The sequence below is a fragment of the Mesorhizobium sp. M0960 genome (assembly GCF_040319055.1).
Taxonomy (GTDB): Bacteria; Pseudomonadota; Alphaproteobacteria; order Rhizobiales; family Rhizobiaceae; genus Mesorhizobium.
Genome location: NZ_JAMYNN010000003.1, coordinates 33,491 through 52,120 on the forward strand (window position 1 = coordinate 33,491; position 18,630 = coordinate 52,120).

Sequence of the window (18,630 nt, forward strand, 5' to 3'; positions counted from 1 at the left end):
TGATTGAGCCCAAAAGTCATAAATGCAACGACGCCGACAATCCTAGATTTCGGCGTCGTTGAGAGCGGCATACGGGAACGTGAGAGCGCTAGCGTCTCGCGCAGTAATGCATTCTCTAGACTTGCTCTGGAAACCGTCTTTGGCTTACCTCAGCCAGAAGTCGAGGAGTACATTGTAGACGGCTTCGATGACCGCGGCGTCGATATTGTGTATATCGACCATGACAATCGGGTAATAAATATTGGATCGTGCAAGACGGTTGTCTCTTATAAGAATTCTCGGAAGAATTTCCCTGGCGACGAAATCGATAAAATAATCTCTTTTGTCGCAGATCTCGTCCTTAATCGCGAGGAAATGCTAAAAACATGTAACGGCCCTCTAGCTGCAAAAGTGAGGGAGATATGGGATATTTTCGCGCAAGAGAGTTATCGAATCTCGATTCATCTCTTTTCAAATCAGGCCACGCTTCAAAAAGATGCTCACAACCGATTATTTGAAGCTCTGAGCCGGCACGAAATTGCGCTGTTCGAGTATGGATTGTTTGAGCTATCTCACGGCGTTGTAAAGGCCACTAAGCCTCGGTTCAAAAAGAAGCTCGTTCCGTCAGATGATGCGGCATTTAGCGTAAAAGAAGCCAACAAGCGTGCTGTTATGCTAAAGGTCTCGCTGAAGGAACTGACTCAGTTTCTCAGCGCAGAAAATCAGGCATTTGACGAACGATTAATCTGGCAAAATGTTCGATATTTTCTTGGCTTGGACAATGAGGTTAATAGGGAAATCCGGGAGACGTTACTTTCGGGACAGGCAAGCGATTTTTGGTTCTTGAACTCCGGTCTCACAATCGTTTGCGATCAGATAGTTTCTGTAGCCAATGGCAGACATCCTATAACGATGGTGAACCCTCAGATCGTGAATGGCTGCCAAACCGCGACTGTCATTCATGCAGTTTCGACCGGAACCATGGCCGACCTCAACAACGGCTATGTTCATGTGAAAATCATTGAAACAAACGATAGTACATTCATTGAGCGAGTTGCCCTTGCAAGCAACACCCAGAGCCGCATTTTGAATCGCGACCTAAGAGCAAACGACAACCTACAGCGCCAACTGGTCGAGTGTCTTCGGCCTCACAACTATTTCTATGTCAGGAAGCGTGGAGAGAACGCACCTCGTCCAGGAATGAAGACTATCGATGCAGCGAGAGCAGGCCAACTTGTCCTAGCGTATCTCTGCGGCGAGCCGACAAAGAGCAAAACTAACTCGAACGATATATTTGGCGATCTATATGAGGAGGCATTCAACCCCCACGCCGTAACACCCGAAATAATTATCGCGGCCCACGAATGTTATTCTGCGATCGAGCGCCGCAGAAAGGAGATCCTAGCTTGGCAGGCATCGATTACCCGGAATTCTTTTGAAGAGTCGTGGTTGATCGAAGGCCATTTTCATCTGCTATTCGTCGTTGGCGAACTCATGCGCCGGGCTTCCATCCCGTTGTCAGAAACGACGATAGCTATTGGCTTGATCGAGAAGGCAAGCAGCATCTTGAGGACTTTTGTCGAGCGAAATCAGAAAGTCGCAAACTATCGACTTTTTCGTTTGGCTAGATCTCGGGAAGAAATCCTGAAGATTATCGACAATAATTCCAAGCCGGATGAGGCTAATCCGGTTCAGATTGAGCTATTTGACATGGATGGACTCTCTGAGGTGCGAGCGGCATCCTCAAGCAGGCCAACTTAGAAGAGCGATGACATGCGATACGCGGTGGTGATTGAAAAAGCCGGTAACAATTTTTCCGCCTATGTGCCGGATCTGCCCGGCTGCATCGCCACCGCTGCAACTGTGCCTGAAGTGGAAGCCGAAATCCGCGACGCAATACGCTTTCATATCAAAGGCCTGCGTGCCGATGGACTGGACGTGCCCAAAGGTGTCAGCCTGGCGGAATATGTAGAGGCGTAGAGCCGCCAGCCGAACTAGGGCTGGTAGCTATCACCGCGCGTTTCGCTTTGATGGCACGGCATGGATTCTAGGGTCTGCGCTCCGCTTCGCGTTCACTCCGCCCTAGGATGACGAAGACACGGAGGCCGAAGGCCAATCGCCAAGGCCGGTAACTAGCGGGGAACGTCCCTTCCTTCGTCATCCTAGGGCGGAGCAGGAGCGAAGCGACGTTGCGGAGACCCTAGGATCCATGCCGTGACCGCGGCGGGATACCGACGGTGGAAGCCAAGCACCCGACAGACGGTGCTACTCCGCCTCCGCCACCATCTGCCGTCCGCCAGTCCAGTCGCGCCACGCCCTCTCGTCGCCGTGGAAGACGTTGAGGTCGATGCGGCCTCTCACGCCGTGCGACAGGCCGGAGCCGGAATACTGCCAGAACAGCCATTTGCGGCCGGGATAGACTTTTGACGGGTGCGCCGCCACGGCGCGCAGCCAGAATGGATAATCGGGGAAGGCGCCGCGCAGGTTGTCGCGGTAGAAGTCGGGGGCGGTGTAGATGATCGGGCGCTGGCCGTAGTAGCGCTCGAGCTTGTCCATGAACACCTGCATCTTCTCCAGCACCTTTTGCCGCGACGGGCGGCGCTTGCAGCTGGATTCGCCGTTCCACTCGACGTCGATCACCGGCGGCAGCGCGCCCTCGACCCTCGGCACGTTGCGGATGAACCAGTCGGCCTGCTCGCCGGCGGTGCGGCACCAATAGAAGAAGTGGTACGCGCCGCGCTTGAGGCCGGCGGCGTCGGCATTGCGCCAGTTCCTGGTGAACATCGGGTCGAGATGGTCGCCGCCGTCGGTGGCCTTGATGTAGGCGAAATTGGCGCCCTGGGCGCGCAGCTTTCCCCAGTTCACATTGCCCTGCCAGCGCGAAACGTCGACGCCGTGGACGGCGAGGCGTCTGGGCGATGATGCCTTGCCGAAATTGATCGGCTTGGCATCGCGAAAACCGTAGCGCGTGACCGGCTCGGCAAGCATCGCTGGTGCTGCGCGTGTCGGCCGCTTCGGCGGCGATACCAGGGCAATTGGTTCGGCCGGCGGTTCGATGCTTTGGTCGGGCGCCGCCAAAGCAACCGGCTGCTCGTCCTGCTCCTGTTGCGCGAAGGCGGGCGCGGCGTCAGCTATCGCTGCCGAGGCGATCGGCGCGGGTGGCCGCACAACCGAGCTGGTGGTCTCGCTGGACGGCACTTGCAGCGCATCGACGCTGGAGGTCGACGTGCAGCCGGCAAGGCACAGCGCTGCGATCGAGAAGATGACGACGCCTGATAACCGCATCTGGACCTGTACGCAAAACACAACAGACCGAAGGCAGGACAACGCCGCCGGACAAACCAAGCTGGATTCCTAACAAGAAACTACCAACAAAGTTTGAATCGAATTGTTAGGGCTCTCGTCGAGACGTCGGCGGGACGGAGGCGCGCTATCCCTCCAACGTTTGGCCATGTCGCTGCCTCCGCTTGACAACTCATGGCATGAGATTAGTCTCTACTAATCTTACGGTGTAAGGCACTACTTGGGAGGAAGTTATGCAGCCCGCCGCCCTGTCAGAATTGCAGCCCTTAGTCACGCCGGAGCCACGCTCGCCCGCCATCGGGATCGACGAGATATCCGGCGATCTCAGCCGCGTCATCGAACGCGCTGAGGTCGATGCCTGGCTCGATCTCTATCGCGCCGCCCCGGCAGACTTTGCCGCAAGGCAAGGCCTAGCCATCGCCGAAGAGGGCGATCTCGTCTGGACCACCTGCACGACGATCCCGTTCATCCATTTCAACTGCGTCAAGAACCTTGGTGTCGATAGCGCGGCCACCGAGAGCCGGCTCGATACGCTTCTGAGGCATTATCGCGACGCCGGCATTCTGCGGCCCTGGTTCTACACCAACCCACACACCGAGCCCGCGACGCTCAGCTGCTGGCTCGAGGCGCGCGGCCTGCAGCGTCAGGGAGGCTGGGAACGCATCTTTCGCGACGCCACGCCGTTGCCAGCGGAGCCGCTTTTCCCGACGGAGGATGTCTCGGTCGAGCGGGTGACGCCGGCAACGGCAAGGGAATGGGCTGGGTTCATCGACAGCCAATACCGGTTGCCGACCTCACCGTGGTTACTGGCGCTGGCCGGCCGGCGCGGCTGGCGCCATTACATGCTGCGGCGGGACGGCGCGGTGGCGGCGGTGCGCTCGATGTTCATCGGCGCCGACGGCATGGCCTGGAGCGGCATCGACGCGCCGGTGCCCGGCATCATGGCGCCGAGCTTCGATCTCGATGCAATGCTCGGCGAAGCGATGGTGCGCGACGGACTTGCGGCCGGTGCAAAACTGTTCGTGGCCGATATCGAGGCGCCGCAAGCCGAACGCGACGGGCCGGCCTATCGCAACTATGCACGTCTCGGCTTCAAACTCGCTTATTTCCGCAGCCATTACAGCTATTTGCCGGCAAATTCCGGCTAACCGCTTCAAGACCCTAGCCGCACAGCCACAGCTTGTGGCAGGTCGTGGCCATCAGGTGGGCCGGCGGTACAAAACGATCGTTGACCGCCACATCATCGTCCGCCCGGCGGACCTTTTCTTCGAGCAGCGTGCGAAGTTCTGCCGGTTGCACGCGGTCGCGCTCCATCACCAGCTTGATCATCGGATCGCTCAAGAGTTCGTCCAGGGTGTTGATGCTGTCGTTCATTCCGTCGCCTCCTCGACTGCCGCCCGCACGCAATAGATAGGCAGCAATGATGGCCCGCCAATGACGCTTTGCCGGCTATCTCGTGTCGCTTTGGATTAAATTTTGTCCAGATTTCACCTCAAACCGGAGGTGGCGCGCCTTCATATTGCGGCAGGCCGTCGTCGATCTGCACCCAGGGCTGCTTCGAGGCGGTCCAGATATGCATCTCGGGCCTGAACACTGAGGGGTCATCGAGCGAGCCGGTGGTGACGCCGATGATGCCGGCGGAATCGCGCCGGGAAAACATCGTCGTGCCGCAGCGCGGGCAAAAGCCGCGCTTGAGATCGGGCGAGGAATTCACCATCGCCAGCGGTCCGTCGACCGTCACATCGTCGATACGGAACAGCATGCGCGCGTTGAAGGCGGCACCCAGCGCCTTCTGGCACAACCGGCAATGGCAGACGCGCTCATTGATCGGTGCTGCCTCGGCGCGGTAGCGCACCGCGCCGCACAAACACCCGCCCTGATACCCAGCCATCGCCCGTTTCCCTGCCTGTGAGGATAGGCGGCATACCTATCGATAGGCGCGGTAGCGTCAATTGAAAAGCTTTGATGGCGCCATCTATAGCTGTGATGCGACCGATACACGACTGGCCGATGCGCCGCGCCAAGGCCTCATTGACGAAATGCCGGCCGTCTCGCGGGAGACGGCCGGCAGACAATTGACTGCGTGTCAGTTCGTTTCGTTGACGACTTCGTCCCAGGTCTTGACCTTGGTCTCGCCATTGAGGAACGGCAGCGCGGCAGCTGTGAGCTCCGGCGCGAAGAACACATCGTAGTGGGTGCGGTTCGGCACGATCGCCAGGCGGTTCTGCGACAGGTTCTCGCGCATCCAGCCGGCGTCCTTCAATCCGCCGCCGAGCATCTGGTAGAATTTGATCTCGTGCTCGGGCCGGTACATGTCGCTGTCGCCGAACACCAGCATCACCGGCATTTTCAGCTTCGGCACGTCGGCGGAATAATCGTAGTCCTTGCGCATATAGGCGCCAAGTTGATCGAGGAGTTTCGGAAAATCCTCCGGATGCGGCGCAACGGCGACGTAGGATTTGTACATCGGCGTGTCCTTCATCATGTCAGCCATCGCCGCGCCGACCTGTGCCTGCTGGCCACGCATCTCGGCATAGAAGCCGTCCGCGGCGTAGGGGGTCGAGACCAGCACCAGCCGGCGCACCGCCTCGGGATGCTGCACGGCCATGCGGAAGGCGACGCCGCCACCCAGCGAATAACCCATGACGTCGACCTTGTCGTAGCCGAGCGCCTTGACGATCGCCGCCATGTCGTCGCCCATCGCCTCCAGGCTGAGCGGCCGGTCGCCGAGTGCGGTGCGGCCATGGCCCTGCAGGTCGACGCCGATGACGGTGCGGTTTTCGGTAAGCTTCGGCAGGATCGGCGCGAACATATCCGTCGTGCCGAGCCCGCCATGCAGCAGAAGCAGCGGCTCGCCCTTACCATAGACGGCGTAATAATAGTTCAAACCGTTGATCGGCAGCAGGCCGGATTTTTCCGGCTTCGGCAATGTTGCGGTTGCGGTCGTCATGGCGGGCTTGGCCTCCTCAGCGTTGATGGTGCCCGGCGCCGCAAACAGCGCGGCGGCCGAAGCGAAAATGGCGAAAAATATCGATCTGGACATGTCAGTCTCCCTCTCCCGTTTGCATCAAAGTCGCTTTGCGACTTCCTCGAGCTGTTCGGCGCACTGGCCCCAGCCCTCGTGAAAACCCATTTTCTCGTGCTGTTCGCGGTCGGCGACCGACCAATGCGCAACCCGGGCGACGTAGCGGGTCTTGCCCGTGCCCTCGTCCTCGAGTGTCACAATGCCGGTCATGAACGGTTTGGCGGAAGGCTCCCACGCCTTGGTATAGGCATCGGTGAAGACGAGCTTCCTGCCCGGCACGACTTCGAGGAAGACGCCGGGGTTCGCAAACTCGTTGCCGTCGGGACCGGCCATGACGACCAGGCTGGTGCCGCCGGCGCGAACGTCCGTCTCAGCGCGCGGCGTCGTCCACGGCTTCGGCGCAAACCATTGCGTCAACAGCTTCGGCTCGGTCCAGCAGCGATAGACGTTCTCGCGCGGTGCATCGATGATGCGGGCGAGAACCAGCTCGCGGTCGGAGTTGGGGGCGATGTCGAGCTTGGTGGTCATGGTGTTTCCTCACATGTCGGGTTTGGCTTTCGTGTCTAGGACGAACCGACAAGACGCAAGCCGACACGGTCCACGAGAAAAAATCCGCGGAACCGGAGATTCGAACGACGGAACCGAGTGGCTTCAGTGGCGCTTGGCTTGGACGAGGTAGGCGTCGATCTCGGTCTCGCCCAGCCACTTGGCCGCTTCCAACCGGTGCAGGCCTTCGACGAGGATGTGGCGCTTGCCGTCATGGCGCACCTGGATCGGCGTCTTCATGCCGTTTTCCAGAATGTCCTCGGCCAGATGGCGGACGGTCTCGGGATGCAGCGTCTTCTTGCGCGCGGTCGGCACGTAAATGTCGTTGACCCTAACCTTTTGCACTCTCAGCATATCGGCTCCCGTGGCGGACAAGGCCGCGGTTTGTGAGATAGTCTGTTTGTCCGGCAAGGCCAAGGGAGCAGCCCGGCGATGGCTGGCCCGATCGTTTCCAATTGACGCTTGGCCGGCGGATGGCCGAAATGGCGGCCTTCGACCTTAGCGGTGTCCATGAACCATCTGCCGACCGAGTTTCCCGATTTCGGACTGACGCCGGAGCAGCGACGCCAGGCGGTGCGCAGCCATTACTGGGAATGGCCGGGTATGGATCGCGGGCGCGGCGAAATCTGGTGCTACAGCGACCGTTTTTCCTACCGCCCCGGCGAGATGGTGGCGCTGCATGTCAGCTCGACGGCCGCCAGTTTCGGCATCGCGATCGTCCGCGACGGCGGTACGGAAACGACGATATTCGAAAGGACCGGGATCGCGGCGCGCTGGCAGGATACGCCTGATCAGTGTTCGGTCGAGGGCTGCGGCTGGGAAGCATCGTTCGAATTTTGCATCGGCGACGACTGGCCGTCCGGCGCCTATCGCGTCACGCTTGAAGCCGACGCTCGCGACGGCAAGCCGATCCGCTACCACCATCTTTTCATCGTCGCGCCGCAGCCCGGCAAGAAGCTTGGTCGCGTGCTGCAGGTCGCGGCCACCGGCACCTGGCTCGCCTACAACACATGGGGCGGTTCCAACCATTACGAAGGCATCACCGGGCCAGGCCGCGACCAGTATGCACGAATAGTGTCGACGCAGCGGCCTTGGTGCCGCGGCTTCGTCGTGCTGCCCAGGGACGCGCCGCGCGTGCCGCTCGAAGTCGCCGTGCCGCCGAAAACCGTGCCGCGCTATCCGCATATGGAATGGGCGTTTGCCACCGGCCATTCGAAGAAATACGCCTCGTCCGGCTGGGCAAGCTATGACAGCCATTTCTTCCGCTTCGCCGAGCGTGCCGGCTACGCCGTCGATCTTGCCAGCCAGCACGATCTGCATTTTTCGCCCGACATTCTCGACGGCTACGACTGCGTCGTCTTCGTCGGCCACGACGAATACTGGACCTGGGAGATGCGCGATGCGGTCGACACCTATGTCGAGCGCGGCGGCCAAGCGGCGCGCTTCGCCGGCAATTTCATGTGGCAGACCAGGCTGGAGGACGAAGGCCGCCGGCAGGTCTGCTACAAATACCGCGCTCGCGCAGAGGACCCGGCCTATCGCGGCGGCGATATAAGGCGCGCCACCAATTCCTGGGAAGCGCCGGAAATCGGCCGGCCGGGTGCGGCGACCTTCGGCCTCAATGCGACAAGAGGCGTCTATGCGGGCTGGGGCGGCTGCGCGCCGCGCGGCGTACGCGGCTTTCCGGTCTACCGGCCTGAGCATTGGGCGTTTGCCGGCACCGGCATCTACTATGGCGACCTGCTCGGCGCCGACAGCCATGTCTATGGCTACGAGGTCGACGGGCTCGATTTCGAGATCCGCGGCGGCCTGCCCTACCCCACGCCCGACAGCGGCGCACCGGACGGCCTGCAGGTGCTCGCGGTCGGCATGGCTGCCCAGGTCGAGGAAAGCGCCGACATTCCGTTCGAGGACCAGTTCCTCGGCGACGAGGACGGTCGCTTCACCGCCGAAACGCTGTTCGGCGAGGCAAGCGACGCCAATCTCGACAAGGTCAAACGCGGCAACGGCATGATCGTCAATTTCCCGCGCGGCAAGGGCGAGGTGTTTCACGCAGGAAGCTGCGAATGGGTCGCCGGCCTGCTAAGGCAGGACGCGATGGTCGAGCGCGTCACCAGAAATGTCCTCGACCGCTATCTTGGAAAGCCATGACATGCTGAAGCCCCCTGTCCCGGAAGCCCGCGAAGCCTCGCATCTGTTTTATCTGTCCAGCCTGCGTCGGCCGCTGATCGACCGCGCCGAAGGCATCTACATGTGGACGCAGGATGGCCGCCGCTTCATCGACGGATCGAGCGGGCCGATGGTCGCCAATATCGGCCACTCCAACCGCAACGTGCTCGACGCGATGAAACGGCAGATGGACCGCGCCACCTTCGCCTACCGCCTGCATTTCGAGAACGAACCGGCCGAGGAGCTCGCGCGGCAACTGGCGGCCAAACTCCCCGAGGGCCTGGACCGCATCTTTTTCGTCTCCGGCGGCTCGGAGGCAACGGAATCCTGCGTCAAGCTGGCGCGGCAATGGGCGGTCGCCACCGGCCAGCCCAGCCGCTGGAAGGTGATCACGCGTTTTCCGTCCTATCATGGCGGCACGCTGGGTGCGCTCGCCGTCACCGGCGACGATACGCTGGCCGAAACATTTGCGCCGATGATGCAAGTGATGCCGACCGTGCCGGCGCCCATCGCCTGGCGCGACCGCGACAATCTTTCGATGGAACAGCGCGGCATCCGCTATGCCGACATGCTGGAGGAGAAGATTCTCGCCGAGGGGCCGGACAGCGTGCTCGCCTTCATCATGGAGCCGGTCGGCGGCGCTGCCACGGCAGCACTGGTGGCGCCGGACAGCTACTATCCGCGCATCCGCGAGATCTGCGATCGCTACGGCATCCTGCTCATCCATGACGAGGTGATGAGCGGCGCCGGTCGCACCGGAAAATTCCTCGGCGGCGACCACTGGAACTGCAAGCCCGACGTCGTTGCGCTGTCGAAGGGGCTGGGCTCGGGCTACGCGCCGCTCGGCGCGCTGGCGGCACCGATGCGGCTGGTGCAGCCATTGCTCGCATCGGGCGGCTTTCAGCATGGCCATACCTATGCCGGCAACCCGCTCGCCTGCGCCGCCGGGCTCGCCGTGCTCGGCGAGATGGACCGTCTCGGCCTGATCGCCAATGCGGCCGATATGGGCAAGCTTTTGATGGACGAGCTGAAGGGATTGGCGAAGCGGTTTCCGTTCATCGCCGACGTCCGCGGCAAGGGCCTGCTCACAGGTGCCGAAATGGTCGCCGACCCAGATACGCTGAGGCCGATCGAGCCGGCAAAGAAGGCCACCCAGCGGCTGCTCGACCTCGCCTATGAGCGCGGACTGATCATCTACGGACGCAAGGTCAAGGGCGGCGTCGACGGCGACAATTTCATGGTCGCGCCGCCGATGATCGTCACCGCCGCGCAGATCGGCGAGATCGTAGCCATCATCGGCGACTCGCTCGAAGTGCTGGCCGGTGAACTCGACCTGCCGGTCGAAGGCTGAGGGGCGAACCATGGCGCCGCGAAAAATCATTATCACCTGCGCCGTCACCGGGTCGGTGCACACACCATCGATGTCGCCGCATCTGCCGGTGACGCCGGACCAGATCGCCGCCGACGCGATCGCCGCCGCCGAAGCCGGTGCCTCGATCCTGCATCTTCACGCCCGCGACCCCAAGGATGGAAGGCCGACCGCCGACCCCGAGGTGTTCATGCAGTTCCTGCCGCGCATCAAGCAGGCGACCGACGCAGTGATCAACATCACCACCGGTGGCTCCTCGCTGATGACGCTCGACCAGCGGTTGGCCGCCCCGCTCAGGGCGGAGCCGGAAATGTGCTCGCTCAACATGGGCTCGATGAATTTCGCGCTGTTCCCCATGCTCGAGCGGCCGCGGGAGTGGCAGCACGAATGGGAGCCGAAGCTGCTCGAGGCGACCCGCGACACGATCTTCAAGAACACCTTTGCCGACATGGAGACGGTGCTTGAGAAGCTTGGGCGTGGTTGCGGCACGCGCTTTGAATTCGAGTGCTACGATGTCGGCCACCTCTACTCGCTGGCGCATTTCCGCGACCGCGGGCTGGTGTCGGGACCGCTGTTCATCCAGTTCGTGTTCGGCATCCTCGGTGGCATCGGCGCCGATCCCGAAAACCTGATCCACATGAAGCGCATCGCCGACAAACTGTTCGGCGACAGCTACCAGTTTTCGGTGCTGGCCGCCGGACGCCATCAGATGCCGATGATCTCGATTGCGGCGGCGATGGGCGGCAATGTCCGCGTCGGGCTGGAGGACAGCCTCTACGACGGGCGCCAACTGGCCAAGTCCAATGCCGACCAGGTCCGCCGTATCCGCAGCGTGCTCGACGGGCTGTCGCTGGACGTCGCGACGCCGGCCGAGGCGCGGCAGATGCTGGCGCTCAAGGGCGGCGACCGTGTGGCGTTCTGATGGTTGCGCTCCGGCACACCCCCCTCTGGCCTGCCGGCCATCTCCCCCTCAAGGGGAGAGATCGGCAGCTTCGATCTCGCTGCCCATCCTGCAACGTTGGTGAATCGCGAAACCCGGCGCGACATCCAATCTCCCCCCTTGAGGGGGAGATGTCCGGCAGGACAGAGGGGGGTGCCTGGGCGCCCTGCCTGCCGTGAGTACGCCATCCACAAACGTGCTTATCCGCCCCGGCCGGGTGGAGGACGTCGAAACCATCCACGCCGCACTCCTACGGCTCGGCGCGCATGTCGGCGCACATCAGGAGATCACCTCGACAGCTGCGGATCTCCGCACCTATGGCTTTGGCGAAAAGCCTGCCTTCTCGACCTTGATCGCCGAAGTCGGCGGCGAATTTGCCGGGCTTTGCCTGTATTTTCCGATCTTCTCGACATGGATGGGACGACCCGGCGTCTATGTGCAGGACCTCTACGTCGAGGACCGGTTTCGCGGCCGCAGGATCGGCGAGCGCCTGCTGCGCCGGGTGGCGGCGCAGTGCCGGAAGGCAGGCGGCGTCTATCTCAGGCTGTCCGTCGATACCGACAACGAGACCGCCAAGGCTTTTTACGAACGGTTGGGCATTGCCTGGTCGAGCTACGAGCAGGTGCAGAAGATCGTCGGCGACGCCTTTTTCGCCTTCGCCGATGCACCGGAGGAGCCAACATGAAAGCCTTCTATGCCGAAGAACAGAAGCGCCACGACCCGAAGGCGTTCCTCTCAAGCGGCGCGCCGCAGCCCAATCCGGAAAAGCCGGAACGGGTCGAGCGATTGCTAGCCGGCGCAAAGGCTGCCGGCTGCACGATCGAACGGCCGCGGGATCACGGGCTCGGCCCGATTGCGGCGGTGCATACGCCCGAATATCTCGATTTCCTCCAGCATATCTTCGCGCGCTGGCAGCGCATCGAGGGTGCCTCTGCCGAGGTCATTCCCAACATCCATCCGATCGCGCGGCACGGCTCCTATCCTGCCTCGGCAGTCGGCCAGGCCGGCTACCACATGGCCGACACCGCCTGCCCGATCTCCGGCGAGACGTGGCAGAGCGCACTGTGGAGCGCCTGGAGCGCGGTTGAAGCAGCCGAGGCGGTGATGTCGGGCGTGCCTTCAGCCTATGCGCTCTGCCGTCCGCCCGGCCATCACGCCTTTGCCGAGGTCGCCGGCGGCTTCTGCTTCATCAACAATTCGGCGGTCGCCGCACGGGTTCTGCGCAAGCAAGCGGCGCGGGTGGCGATCCTCGACGTCGACCTGCATCACGGCAATGGCACGCAGGGCATCTTCTATGCCCGGCCGGACGTGCTCACCGTGTCGCTGCATGCCGACCCGGTGCGCTTCTATCCGTTTTTCTGGGGCCATGCCGACGAGCGCGGCGAAGGCGCCGGCCTCGGCTACAATCTCAACCTGCCGCTGCCGCGCAAATCCGGCGACGCCGCATTCCTCGAAGCACTGGACGTGGCTTTCCAGCGTATCCGCGCCTTTGCGCCAGAAGCGCTGGTGGTGGCGCTCGGCCTCGACGCCTTCGAGGGCGATCCGTTCGGTGGGCTGTCGGTGAGCACGCCCGGTTTCTCGCGCATTGGCGAGGCCATCGCCGGTCTCGGCCTATCGACAGTCATCGTCCAGGAAGGCGGCTATCTCTGCGACGAGCTCGGCGACAATCTCACCGCCTTCCTCACCGGTTTTGGCGGCGCCCACAAGCGATGATCGGCCCGCGAGGCGCGCTCAGGATCGTTCCTGCCTCAGCATGGCGACAACGCGGTGCACACTCTCCAGCGTCTCGTCGATCTCGGCTGAAGTGTTGTAATGAGCGATGCCTATGCGCACGACGCCCTGGTCGGCCGGAATGCCGAGCTGGTGCACAATCTCCCAGGCGTAGTTGTGGCCGGACCATAGGAAGATGTTTTCCGCATTCATCTGCCGCACGATCGCCTCCGGCACGATGCCTTGGACGGTGAAGGACACCGTCGGCACGCGCTCATTGATCCGCTTCGGATCGGTGATGCCGTGGATGGTCAGGCCGGCAATATCCGACAGACCGTCGATCAGCCGTTGCGCCAGCGGGTTCTCGTAAGCGATCGACAATTCGAAGGCCTTGGTTATTTTCTGGCGGCGCGATGCTTGATCGCCGGCCGCCGCGCCCAGCTCGGCAAGATAATCGACCGCCGCCGACAGGCCGGCCATCAATTCAATTTGCGGCGTGCCGAGCTCGAAGCGCTCCGGCAAGGCATTGGACGAGCAACGGCATTTGTACGGCTTCAGCGCATCGACGACGTCCAGCCTGCCCCACAAAATTCCCATATGTGGGCCGAAGAACTTGTAGGCCGAGCAGATCAGGAAATCACAGCCGAGATTTTGGACGTCGATCAGGCCATGCGGGGCGAACTGCACGGCATCGACGTAGACCAACGCACCGGCCTGCCTGGCAGTGCGGGTCAACGCCTTCACCCGGTTGATCGACCCGGTGAGATTGCTGGCGTAGTTGAGCGCGACGAGCCGCGTCCTCTCGGAAAGCAGCGCGGCGAGCGCCGCCTCCTCGATCTGCCAGCTCTGCTGGTCGAAAGGCAGCCAGCGCACGACAAGGCCAAGGTCTTCAGCCAGTTGCAGCCAGGGTGAGATGTTGCCCTCATGGTCCATGCGGGTGAGGATGATCTCGTCGCCGGGTTTCATCGTACGGCCAAGCGTTCGCGACATGTGGTAGGTCAACGTCGTCATGTTGGCGCCGATGATGATTTCCCGCGGACTTGCCGCGCCAAGGAAATCCGCCATCGCCAGATGGGCCTCGTCGACGATGTCTTGTGCCGCGATGGTGGTCTCGAAGAAGCCGCCGAGATTGGCATTGGTGGTCAGCAGGCAGCGTGACACCGCGTCCGCCACCGCCTGCGGCACCTGCGTGCCGGCAGGATTGTCGAGATAGATGCGCCTGCGGCCATTGTCGCTCAGCGACAAAGCCGGAAATTTTGCGCGCACCGCGTCGATCCGAAAGTCCATGGCTGTTCCCCTCCCCTTATGACTATCGGACGATCACGGCTCGACGCATCAAGGGCACGGATTGCCGACGCGCTGGTGGATCGCGTCGACGGCTTTCTGCATGTCCTCGGTCCAGACCACGTTGGCGGAAGACAACGCCATTTCAAGTTGCGAAATGGTAGTGGCGCCTATGATGTTCGAAGTGACCAAGGGCCGGTTCGAGACATAGGCATTGGCAAACAACGCCGGCTCCATGCCGAAGGTGCGCGCCAACCGGTTGTATTCGAGCTGCACTTCGGCGGCATTCGGCGTCTCGTAGCGCTGGCCGCGGTTGAACAATTGCGAGCGCGAACCCTGCGGCCGCGCGCCATGATCGTATTTGCCGGTCAAATAGCCTTGCGCCAGCGGCGAATAGGCAAGCAGCGACACCTGCTCGCGCTCGCAGACTTCGGCAAGGTTCACCTCGAAGGTGCGGTTGACGAAATTATAGGCGTTCTGCAACGAGACGACGCGCGGGCCGAGGCCCTTGTCGGCTTCGGCAATGAAACGCATGACGCCCCAGGAATTCTCGTTCGACAGGCCGAAGTGGCGGATCTTGCCGGCCTTCACCAGCTCGTCGAACACACCAAGCGTCTCGGCGATCGGCGTCTCGCCCTCCGGCACGCCGGCGGCATCGGAGCGTCGCGGCACGGCGCCGATGCGGTTCGGATTGGCGCCCCACGGTACGTCGCGTTCCGGCCAATGGATCTGGTAGAGATCGATGTAATCGGTGTTGAGCCTGGCGAGTGACTTATCAATAGCGTCGAAGATGTCGGCGCGCACCAGCTTCGACGGGCGGTCGCCGCGAAACCAGGTGTTGGCGGTGCGGCCAACCACTTTCGAGGCGATGATCACCTGGCCGCGATTGCGCTTCTCCTTCATCCAGTTGCCGATGATTGTCTCGGTGCGGCCCTGCGTCTCGGCCTTGGGCGGGATCGGATAGAGTTCGGCGGTGTCGATGAAATTGACGCCGCGCGCAAACGCCAAATCCATCTGAGCGTGACCGTCCGCCTCGGTGTTCTGCTGGCCCCAGGTCATCGAGCCGAGGCAGATCTGCGACACGAAAAGATCGGTCTGGCCGAGGCGGCGTTTGTGCATGGAGGTTCTCCGGCGGGAATTTTGCGCGGCTGCGCGAGGAGGAAGCATAGCATACAGGAAAGCGCCGGCCGCTTCCAAGCCCGCCGCCGGCAGGCCAGGCGACTTTCCCAGGATGCCGGCGAACGGGGTTTATCCCCACGGCCAATAAAAAGCCGGACTGCATGTGCATGCAGTCCGGAAGTTCGCCAGGAATGGCGAGGAAAAACCGGCCAAATGCCGGCACTGACGCATACGGTCGAAGTGCCGCAGAAGTTTCGCCGGACCAGCCGAATTATGTCAAAAAAGATCGGGGCAGCATGGCTGCCATGCGAATGCTGCACTGCACAATCGTCATGATCCGCCTATATTGAAGGCCGTGGAGGTTTCAATAGAGGGGCTTGAATCATGGGATTCTTCACTGAAATGTTCGCCCGTCCGCGTCCGCGGGAACAGCTGCGCTATCGCGCGGCACTGGCGCTACTCCATTCGATGAGCAATGCCGATCGCGCCGATATCGGCGTCAAGCCGGCCGATTTCCCACGCATCGCCCGGGAAATGTCCTTGCGCTAAACAGTGCACCGCGAGATATCCCGGCGCGGCCGGGATATCTCCTGAGCGAATCTCAACGCAATCCGAGGAAGATCGACTTGCCCAATGGCACGCCGTTGTGGCGCAGGATGTCATAGGCAGTGGTCAGGTGGAAATAGAAATTGGGCATGGCGGCATGCAACAGATACTGCATTCCTGGCATCGAAACCTCGCGTCCCGCAAGCCTCAGTTCGACCATCCTGTCATCTGAACCATCGAATTCGGCCGCCGAAAATGTCGCGAGATGAGCCAATGTCTTGCTAAGGCGGGCCTGCAGATCGGCGAAGCTCGCCTCATTGTCCTCGTATTTTGGCACCTCACGCCCGGCCAGCCGCGACGGCGCGCCCTTGGCGTGATCGGTGGCAATCTGTACCTGCCTGGTCAGGGCGAACATGTCCGGCGCCAGCCTCGCCGTGAGATACACCTGCGGATCGATCTTCCGGTCAGCCGCATTTTGCTCGGCAATGCTCAGGACGTTGGCCAGTGCCTTCAGCCTCGCCGAAAATACCGGCACGGATGCTTCATACATTGATATGGTCACAAGAAATCTCCACGCGGCCCGACTGCCGACGGCGAGAGGTAGCGCTTTCGCACGCGATTGTTAAGCGTCACCACGTCGCCGCAATCGATATGATAGGATTTTTCATCGAGTGGAGGTTCCCGATGAGACGCGCCCTTTTCGCAACGGCCGCTTTTATCTCTCTTGCCGGCCAATCGGCGCTCGCCGCAGACGCGCCTTATATCGACGACAGGTCGAATGCCGAAGCGGTCATCCGGTCGCTTTATAGTGCCATCAGCCGGCACGAACTCGCGCGCGCCTGGGACTATTTCGGCGACACCAAGCCGGCCAAGGATTTCAACTCCTTCGTCAAAGGCTATGACGGCACCGACACGGTCGACGTAAAAACCGGTGGTGTGTCCGAAGACGGTGCTGCCGGCAGTATTTATTACAGCGTTCCGGTCGCCATTCGGGCGACGGCCAAGGACGGCAGCCAAAATGTCTTTGCCGGCTGCTATACGCTGCGACAGATCAACGCCTCGATCCAGGAACCGCCATTTCGCCCGATCTTCATCGACAAGGGTGCGCTGAAACCGTCAAGGGCCGATTTCGAAGATGCCGTGCCGGCAAGCTGCGGCGAAGGACCGCCGCCGCCGAAGAAGGACGCGGCGCTTGAGCAGGCCAAAAAGGCGTTTGGCGCCACCTATGGCGACCAATGTGACAAGGAGTTTCTAAGCACCGAGCCGGACATTTTCTCGATCCAGTATAAAGACAAGGATGCGGCTGCCAGTGATCCCGAAAGGGAAACGCGGCTTTTCCACTTCTCCTGCTCGGCCGCGGCCTATAACGAAAGCTCTATTTATTACATGAGCGACGACGTGCTCGGCGTCAGGCAATTGCAGTTCGCCGAACCCGAAATGGACATTCGCTACGAAAACAACGACAGCGAAGGCAAACTGCTGGGCATGACCATAGTTGGCTTCCAGACCTCCGGCTGGGCAACCAATTCCGATTACGACGAAGAGACCAAGACGATCGCTACGTTCAACAAATGGCGTGGCATCGGCGATGCCTCTTCATCGGGGACATATCTGTTTCGCAACGGCGATTTTTCCCTGGTCCAGTACGACGTCGACGCGTCTTACGACGGCGAGGAAAATCCGCAGACGGTCGTCGACTACAACACCGCGCCCTAGGGGGCCTTCGATAACATCCAGTTGAGTGTACCCCGCCAGTCGGTCATGCGGATTGGCGTGCCATGCGTGCCAGTTTCAAAACGGACGAAGCGGGTCGGATAGGTTCTCGATTTGGCTAGGATCGATCGGAAGAAGCCTTCCTGTTTCTCGATTGGAAACACCGGGTCTTTGCTACCCTGGCCGAAGAAGACCGGCACACGACGCTTGAATGCGGGGCTTGAGAAGAAACTCTCATCCCACAGCGAGCCGAGCAGCAGCAGCCCGTCGATGCGCCCGCCGGTGTCCTTGCGATCGGCCAGCTTCCAGCATAACGAACCGCCCATCGAGCCACAGGCGACGAAGATTTTTGCGCCCGGCGACTGCTCGGCATAGTGGCCGATCAACGCAGCGATCTGGGCGGCACCGGTGTCGCCGAAGTCGGAAAAATCCGGCGACAGATAGAGGCCGCCATTGCCGGCCATCAGGTTCTTGATGCGGTTGAAATTGCCGCCAAAGGTGATGTCGTCGGTGCCCTGCTTACGGCTGCCGCCCTGCCCGTGCAGGTAAAGCACGATGATGCTGGCGCCCCCGACTTTGCCGACGGCAATGTGGCGGACATCTCCAGCGTCGGTCTTCAGCAACAGATCCTGCTGCACCTTGCGCACGCCGGTATCGGTGTATTGCGCGTGCACACGACGCTCAGGCACTTCGTCACGGGCGTTGATGTCGCGCAACTCACGATAGTCGATGACCGTATAGGCGCCGTTGTTTTCGGATGAGAGCGTCGCCGGATAGGCGAACAGATCATCCTTGAAGGGTTTGAGTTCGAGAGCGTTGGCGTAGGCGGCACAAGAGAGCGACAAAAGAATCGCGATCAGCAGGGCCGGGAGGCCAGAGGGGGGCAAGCGGAACCGGAAGCAAGAACGAAAGGCCATCCCGCAGCCA

20 protein-coding genes are annotated in these 18,630 nt (G+C 61.5%); 10 read left to right on the forward strand and 10 right to left on the reverse strand.

What is annotated here, in order from left to right; all coding sequences use genetic code 11:
• The first annotated feature begins 3 nt into the window (after nucleotides 1-3).
• Together NKH63_RS08395 and NKH63_RS08400 are read left to right on the forward strand one after the other, a co-directional pair.
• Nucleotides 4-1,740 (forward strand): AIPR family protein, encoded by a 1,737-nt coding sequence (locus NKH63_RS08395; RefSeq protein ID WP_352917820.1) that lies wholly within the window; start codon nucleotides 4-6, stop codon nucleotides 1,738-1,740.
• A gap of 12 nt (nucleotides 1,741-1,752) precedes the next feature.
• Nucleotides 1,753-1,959 (forward strand): type II toxin-antitoxin system HicB family antitoxin, encoded by a 207-nt coding sequence (locus tag NKH63_RS08400; RefSeq protein WP_352917821.1) that lies wholly within the window; start codon nucleotides 1,753-1,755, stop codon nucleotides 1,957-1,959.
• A gap of 285 nt (nucleotides 1,960-2,244) precedes the next feature.
• On the opposite strand, the gene NKH63_RS08405 is transcribed toward NKH63_RS08400, so the two are convergent.
• Complete coding sequence (locus NKH63_RS08405; RefSeq protein ID WP_352641141.1) at nucleotides 2,245-3,264, reverse strand: glycoside hydrolase family 25 protein; 1,020 nt, start codon at nucleotides 3,262-3,264, stop codon at nucleotides 2,245-2,247.
• 251 nt (nucleotides 3,265-3,515) lie between these two features.
• On the opposite strand from NKH63_RS08405, the gene NKH63_RS08410 reads away from it, so the two are divergent.
• On the forward strand, nucleotides 3,516-4,430 hold the full coding sequence (locus tag NKH63_RS08410) for a hypothetical protein (RefSeq protein ID WP_352641139.1): 915 nt from the start codon (nucleotides 3,516-3,518) through the stop codon (nucleotides 4,428-4,430).
• Between the two features lie 13 nt (nucleotides 4,431-4,443).
• Here the strand turns inward: NKH63_RS08410 and NKH63_RS08415 are convergent, their stop codons facing one another.
• From NKH63_RS08415 to NKH63_RS08435, 5 genes are all read right to left on the reverse strand, one after another.
• Nucleotides 4,444-4,656 (reverse strand): hypothetical protein, encoded by a 213-nt coding sequence (locus NKH63_RS08415; RefSeq protein WP_023717422.1) that lies wholly within the window; start codon nucleotides 4,654-4,656, stop codon nucleotides 4,444-4,446.
• A 118-nt stretch (nucleotides 4,657-4,774) separates the two neighbouring features.
• Nucleotides 4,775-5,173, reverse strand: coding sequence for a GFA family protein (locus tag NKH63_RS08420; protein ID WP_023717421.1), 399 nt, complete (start codon nucleotides 5,171-5,173; stop codon nucleotides 4,775-4,777).
• 195 nt (nucleotides 5,174-5,368) lie between these two features.
• A complete protein-coding gene (locus tag NKH63_RS08425; RefSeq protein ID WP_023717420.1) occupies nucleotides 5,369-6,325 on the reverse strand; it encodes an alpha/beta fold hydrolase in 957 nt (318 codons plus the stop codon).
• A 24-nt stretch (nucleotides 6,326-6,349) separates the two neighbouring features.
• Nucleotides 6,350-6,835, reverse strand: a complete 486-nt coding sequence (locus NKH63_RS08430; protein WP_352917822.1) for an SRPBCC family protein — start codon at nucleotides 6,833-6,835, stop codon at nucleotides 6,350-6,352.
• 123 nt (nucleotides 6,836-6,958) lie between these two features.
• Entirely contained in the window at nucleotides 6,959-7,207 is a 249-nt protein-coding gene (locus tag NKH63_RS08435) for a ParB N-terminal domain-containing protein (protein ID WP_352481155.1), read from the reverse strand.
• 156 nt (nucleotides 7,208-7,363) lie between these two features.
• On the opposite strand from NKH63_RS08435, the gene NKH63_RS08440 reads away from it, so the two are divergent.
• From NKH63_RS08440 to NKH63_RS08460, 5 genes are all read left to right on the forward strand, one after another.
• Nucleotides 7,364-9,004: a N,N-dimethylformamidase beta subunit family domain-containing protein gene (locus tag NKH63_RS08440; RefSeq protein WP_352917823.1), complete on the forward strand. Its 1,641-nt coding sequence runs from the start codon at nucleotides 7,364-7,366 to the stop codon at nucleotides 9,002-9,004.
• A gap of 1 nt (nucleotide 9,005) precedes the next feature.
• The gene (locus tag NKH63_RS08445; protein WP_352481157.1) at nucleotides 9,006-10,373 is read left to right on the forward strand and encodes an aminotransferase family protein; all 1,368 of its coding nucleotides are present in this window, start codon (nucleotides 9,006-9,008) and stop codon (nucleotides 10,371-10,373) included.
• 10 nt (nucleotides 10,374-10,383) lie between these two features.
• Nucleotides 10,384-11,313, forward strand: a complete 930-nt coding sequence (gene kce, locus NKH63_RS08450; RefSeq protein ID WP_023717415.1) for a 3,5-dioxohexanoate:acetyl-CoA acetone transferase — start codon at nucleotides 10,384-10,386, stop codon at nucleotides 11,311-11,313.
• Between the two features lie 193 nt (nucleotides 11,314-11,506).
• Complete coding sequence (locus tag NKH63_RS08455; RefSeq protein WP_352481158.1) at nucleotides 11,507-12,016, forward strand: GNAT family N-acetyltransferase; 510 nt, start codon at nucleotides 11,507-11,509, stop codon at nucleotides 12,014-12,016.
• Entirely contained in the window at nucleotides 12,013-13,044 is a 1,032-nt protein-coding gene (locus NKH63_RS08460; RefSeq protein WP_023717413.1) for a histone deacetylase family protein, read from the forward strand. Before NKH63_RS08455 ends, NKH63_RS08460 begins: the two co-directional genes overlap by 4 nt.
• Before the next feature lie 18 nt (nucleotides 13,045-13,062).
• Here the strand turns inward: NKH63_RS08460 and NKH63_RS08465 are convergent, their stop codons facing one another.
• Nucleotides 13,063-14,328, reverse strand: coding sequence for a cysteine desulfurase-like protein (locus tag NKH63_RS08465; protein WP_352481159.1), 1,266 nt, complete (start codon nucleotides 14,326-14,328; stop codon nucleotides 13,063-13,065).
• A gap of 48 nt (nucleotides 14,329-14,376) precedes the next feature.
• Nucleotides 14,377-15,444, reverse strand: coding sequence for an aldo/keto reductase (locus NKH63_RS08470; RefSeq protein WP_023717412.1), 1,068 nt, complete (start codon nucleotides 15,442-15,444; stop codon nucleotides 14,377-14,379).
• A gap of 384 nt (nucleotides 15,445-15,828) precedes the next feature.
• Here NKH63_RS08470 and NKH63_RS08475 point away from each other — a divergent pair, with 384 nt between their 5' ends.
• Complete coding sequence (locus NKH63_RS08475) at nucleotides 15,829-15,993, forward strand: hypothetical protein (protein ID WP_023674744.1); 165 nt, start codon at nucleotides 15,829-15,831, stop codon at nucleotides 15,991-15,993.
• A 52-nt stretch (nucleotides 15,994-16,045) separates the two neighbouring features.
• Here the strand turns inward: NKH63_RS08475 and NKH63_RS08480 are convergent, their stop codons facing one another.
• A complete protein-coding gene (locus tag NKH63_RS08480; RefSeq protein ID WP_023717410.1) occupies nucleotides 16,046-16,552 on the reverse strand; it encodes a DUF1993 domain-containing protein in 507 nt (168 codons plus the stop codon).
• A 122-nt stretch (nucleotides 16,553-16,674) separates the two neighbouring features.
• Here NKH63_RS08480 and NKH63_RS08485 point away from each other — a divergent pair, with 122 nt between their 5' ends.
• Nucleotides 16,675-17,706 carry a DUF1176 domain-containing protein gene (locus NKH63_RS08485; protein ID WP_352481160.1) on the forward strand — a complete coding sequence of 344 codons (1,032 nt, stop codon included), beginning with the start codon at nucleotides 16,675-16,677 and terminating at the stop codon, nucleotides 17,704-17,706.
• Here the strand turns inward: NKH63_RS08485 and NKH63_RS08490 are convergent.
• Nucleotides 17,703-18,620, reverse strand: coding sequence for an alpha/beta hydrolase (locus NKH63_RS08490; protein WP_352855843.1), 918 nt, complete (start codon nucleotides 18,618-18,620; stop codon nucleotides 17,703-17,705). The genes NKH63_RS08485 and NKH63_RS08490 overlap by 4 nt on opposite strands.
• Nucleotides 18,621-18,630 lie beyond the last annotated feature (10 nt).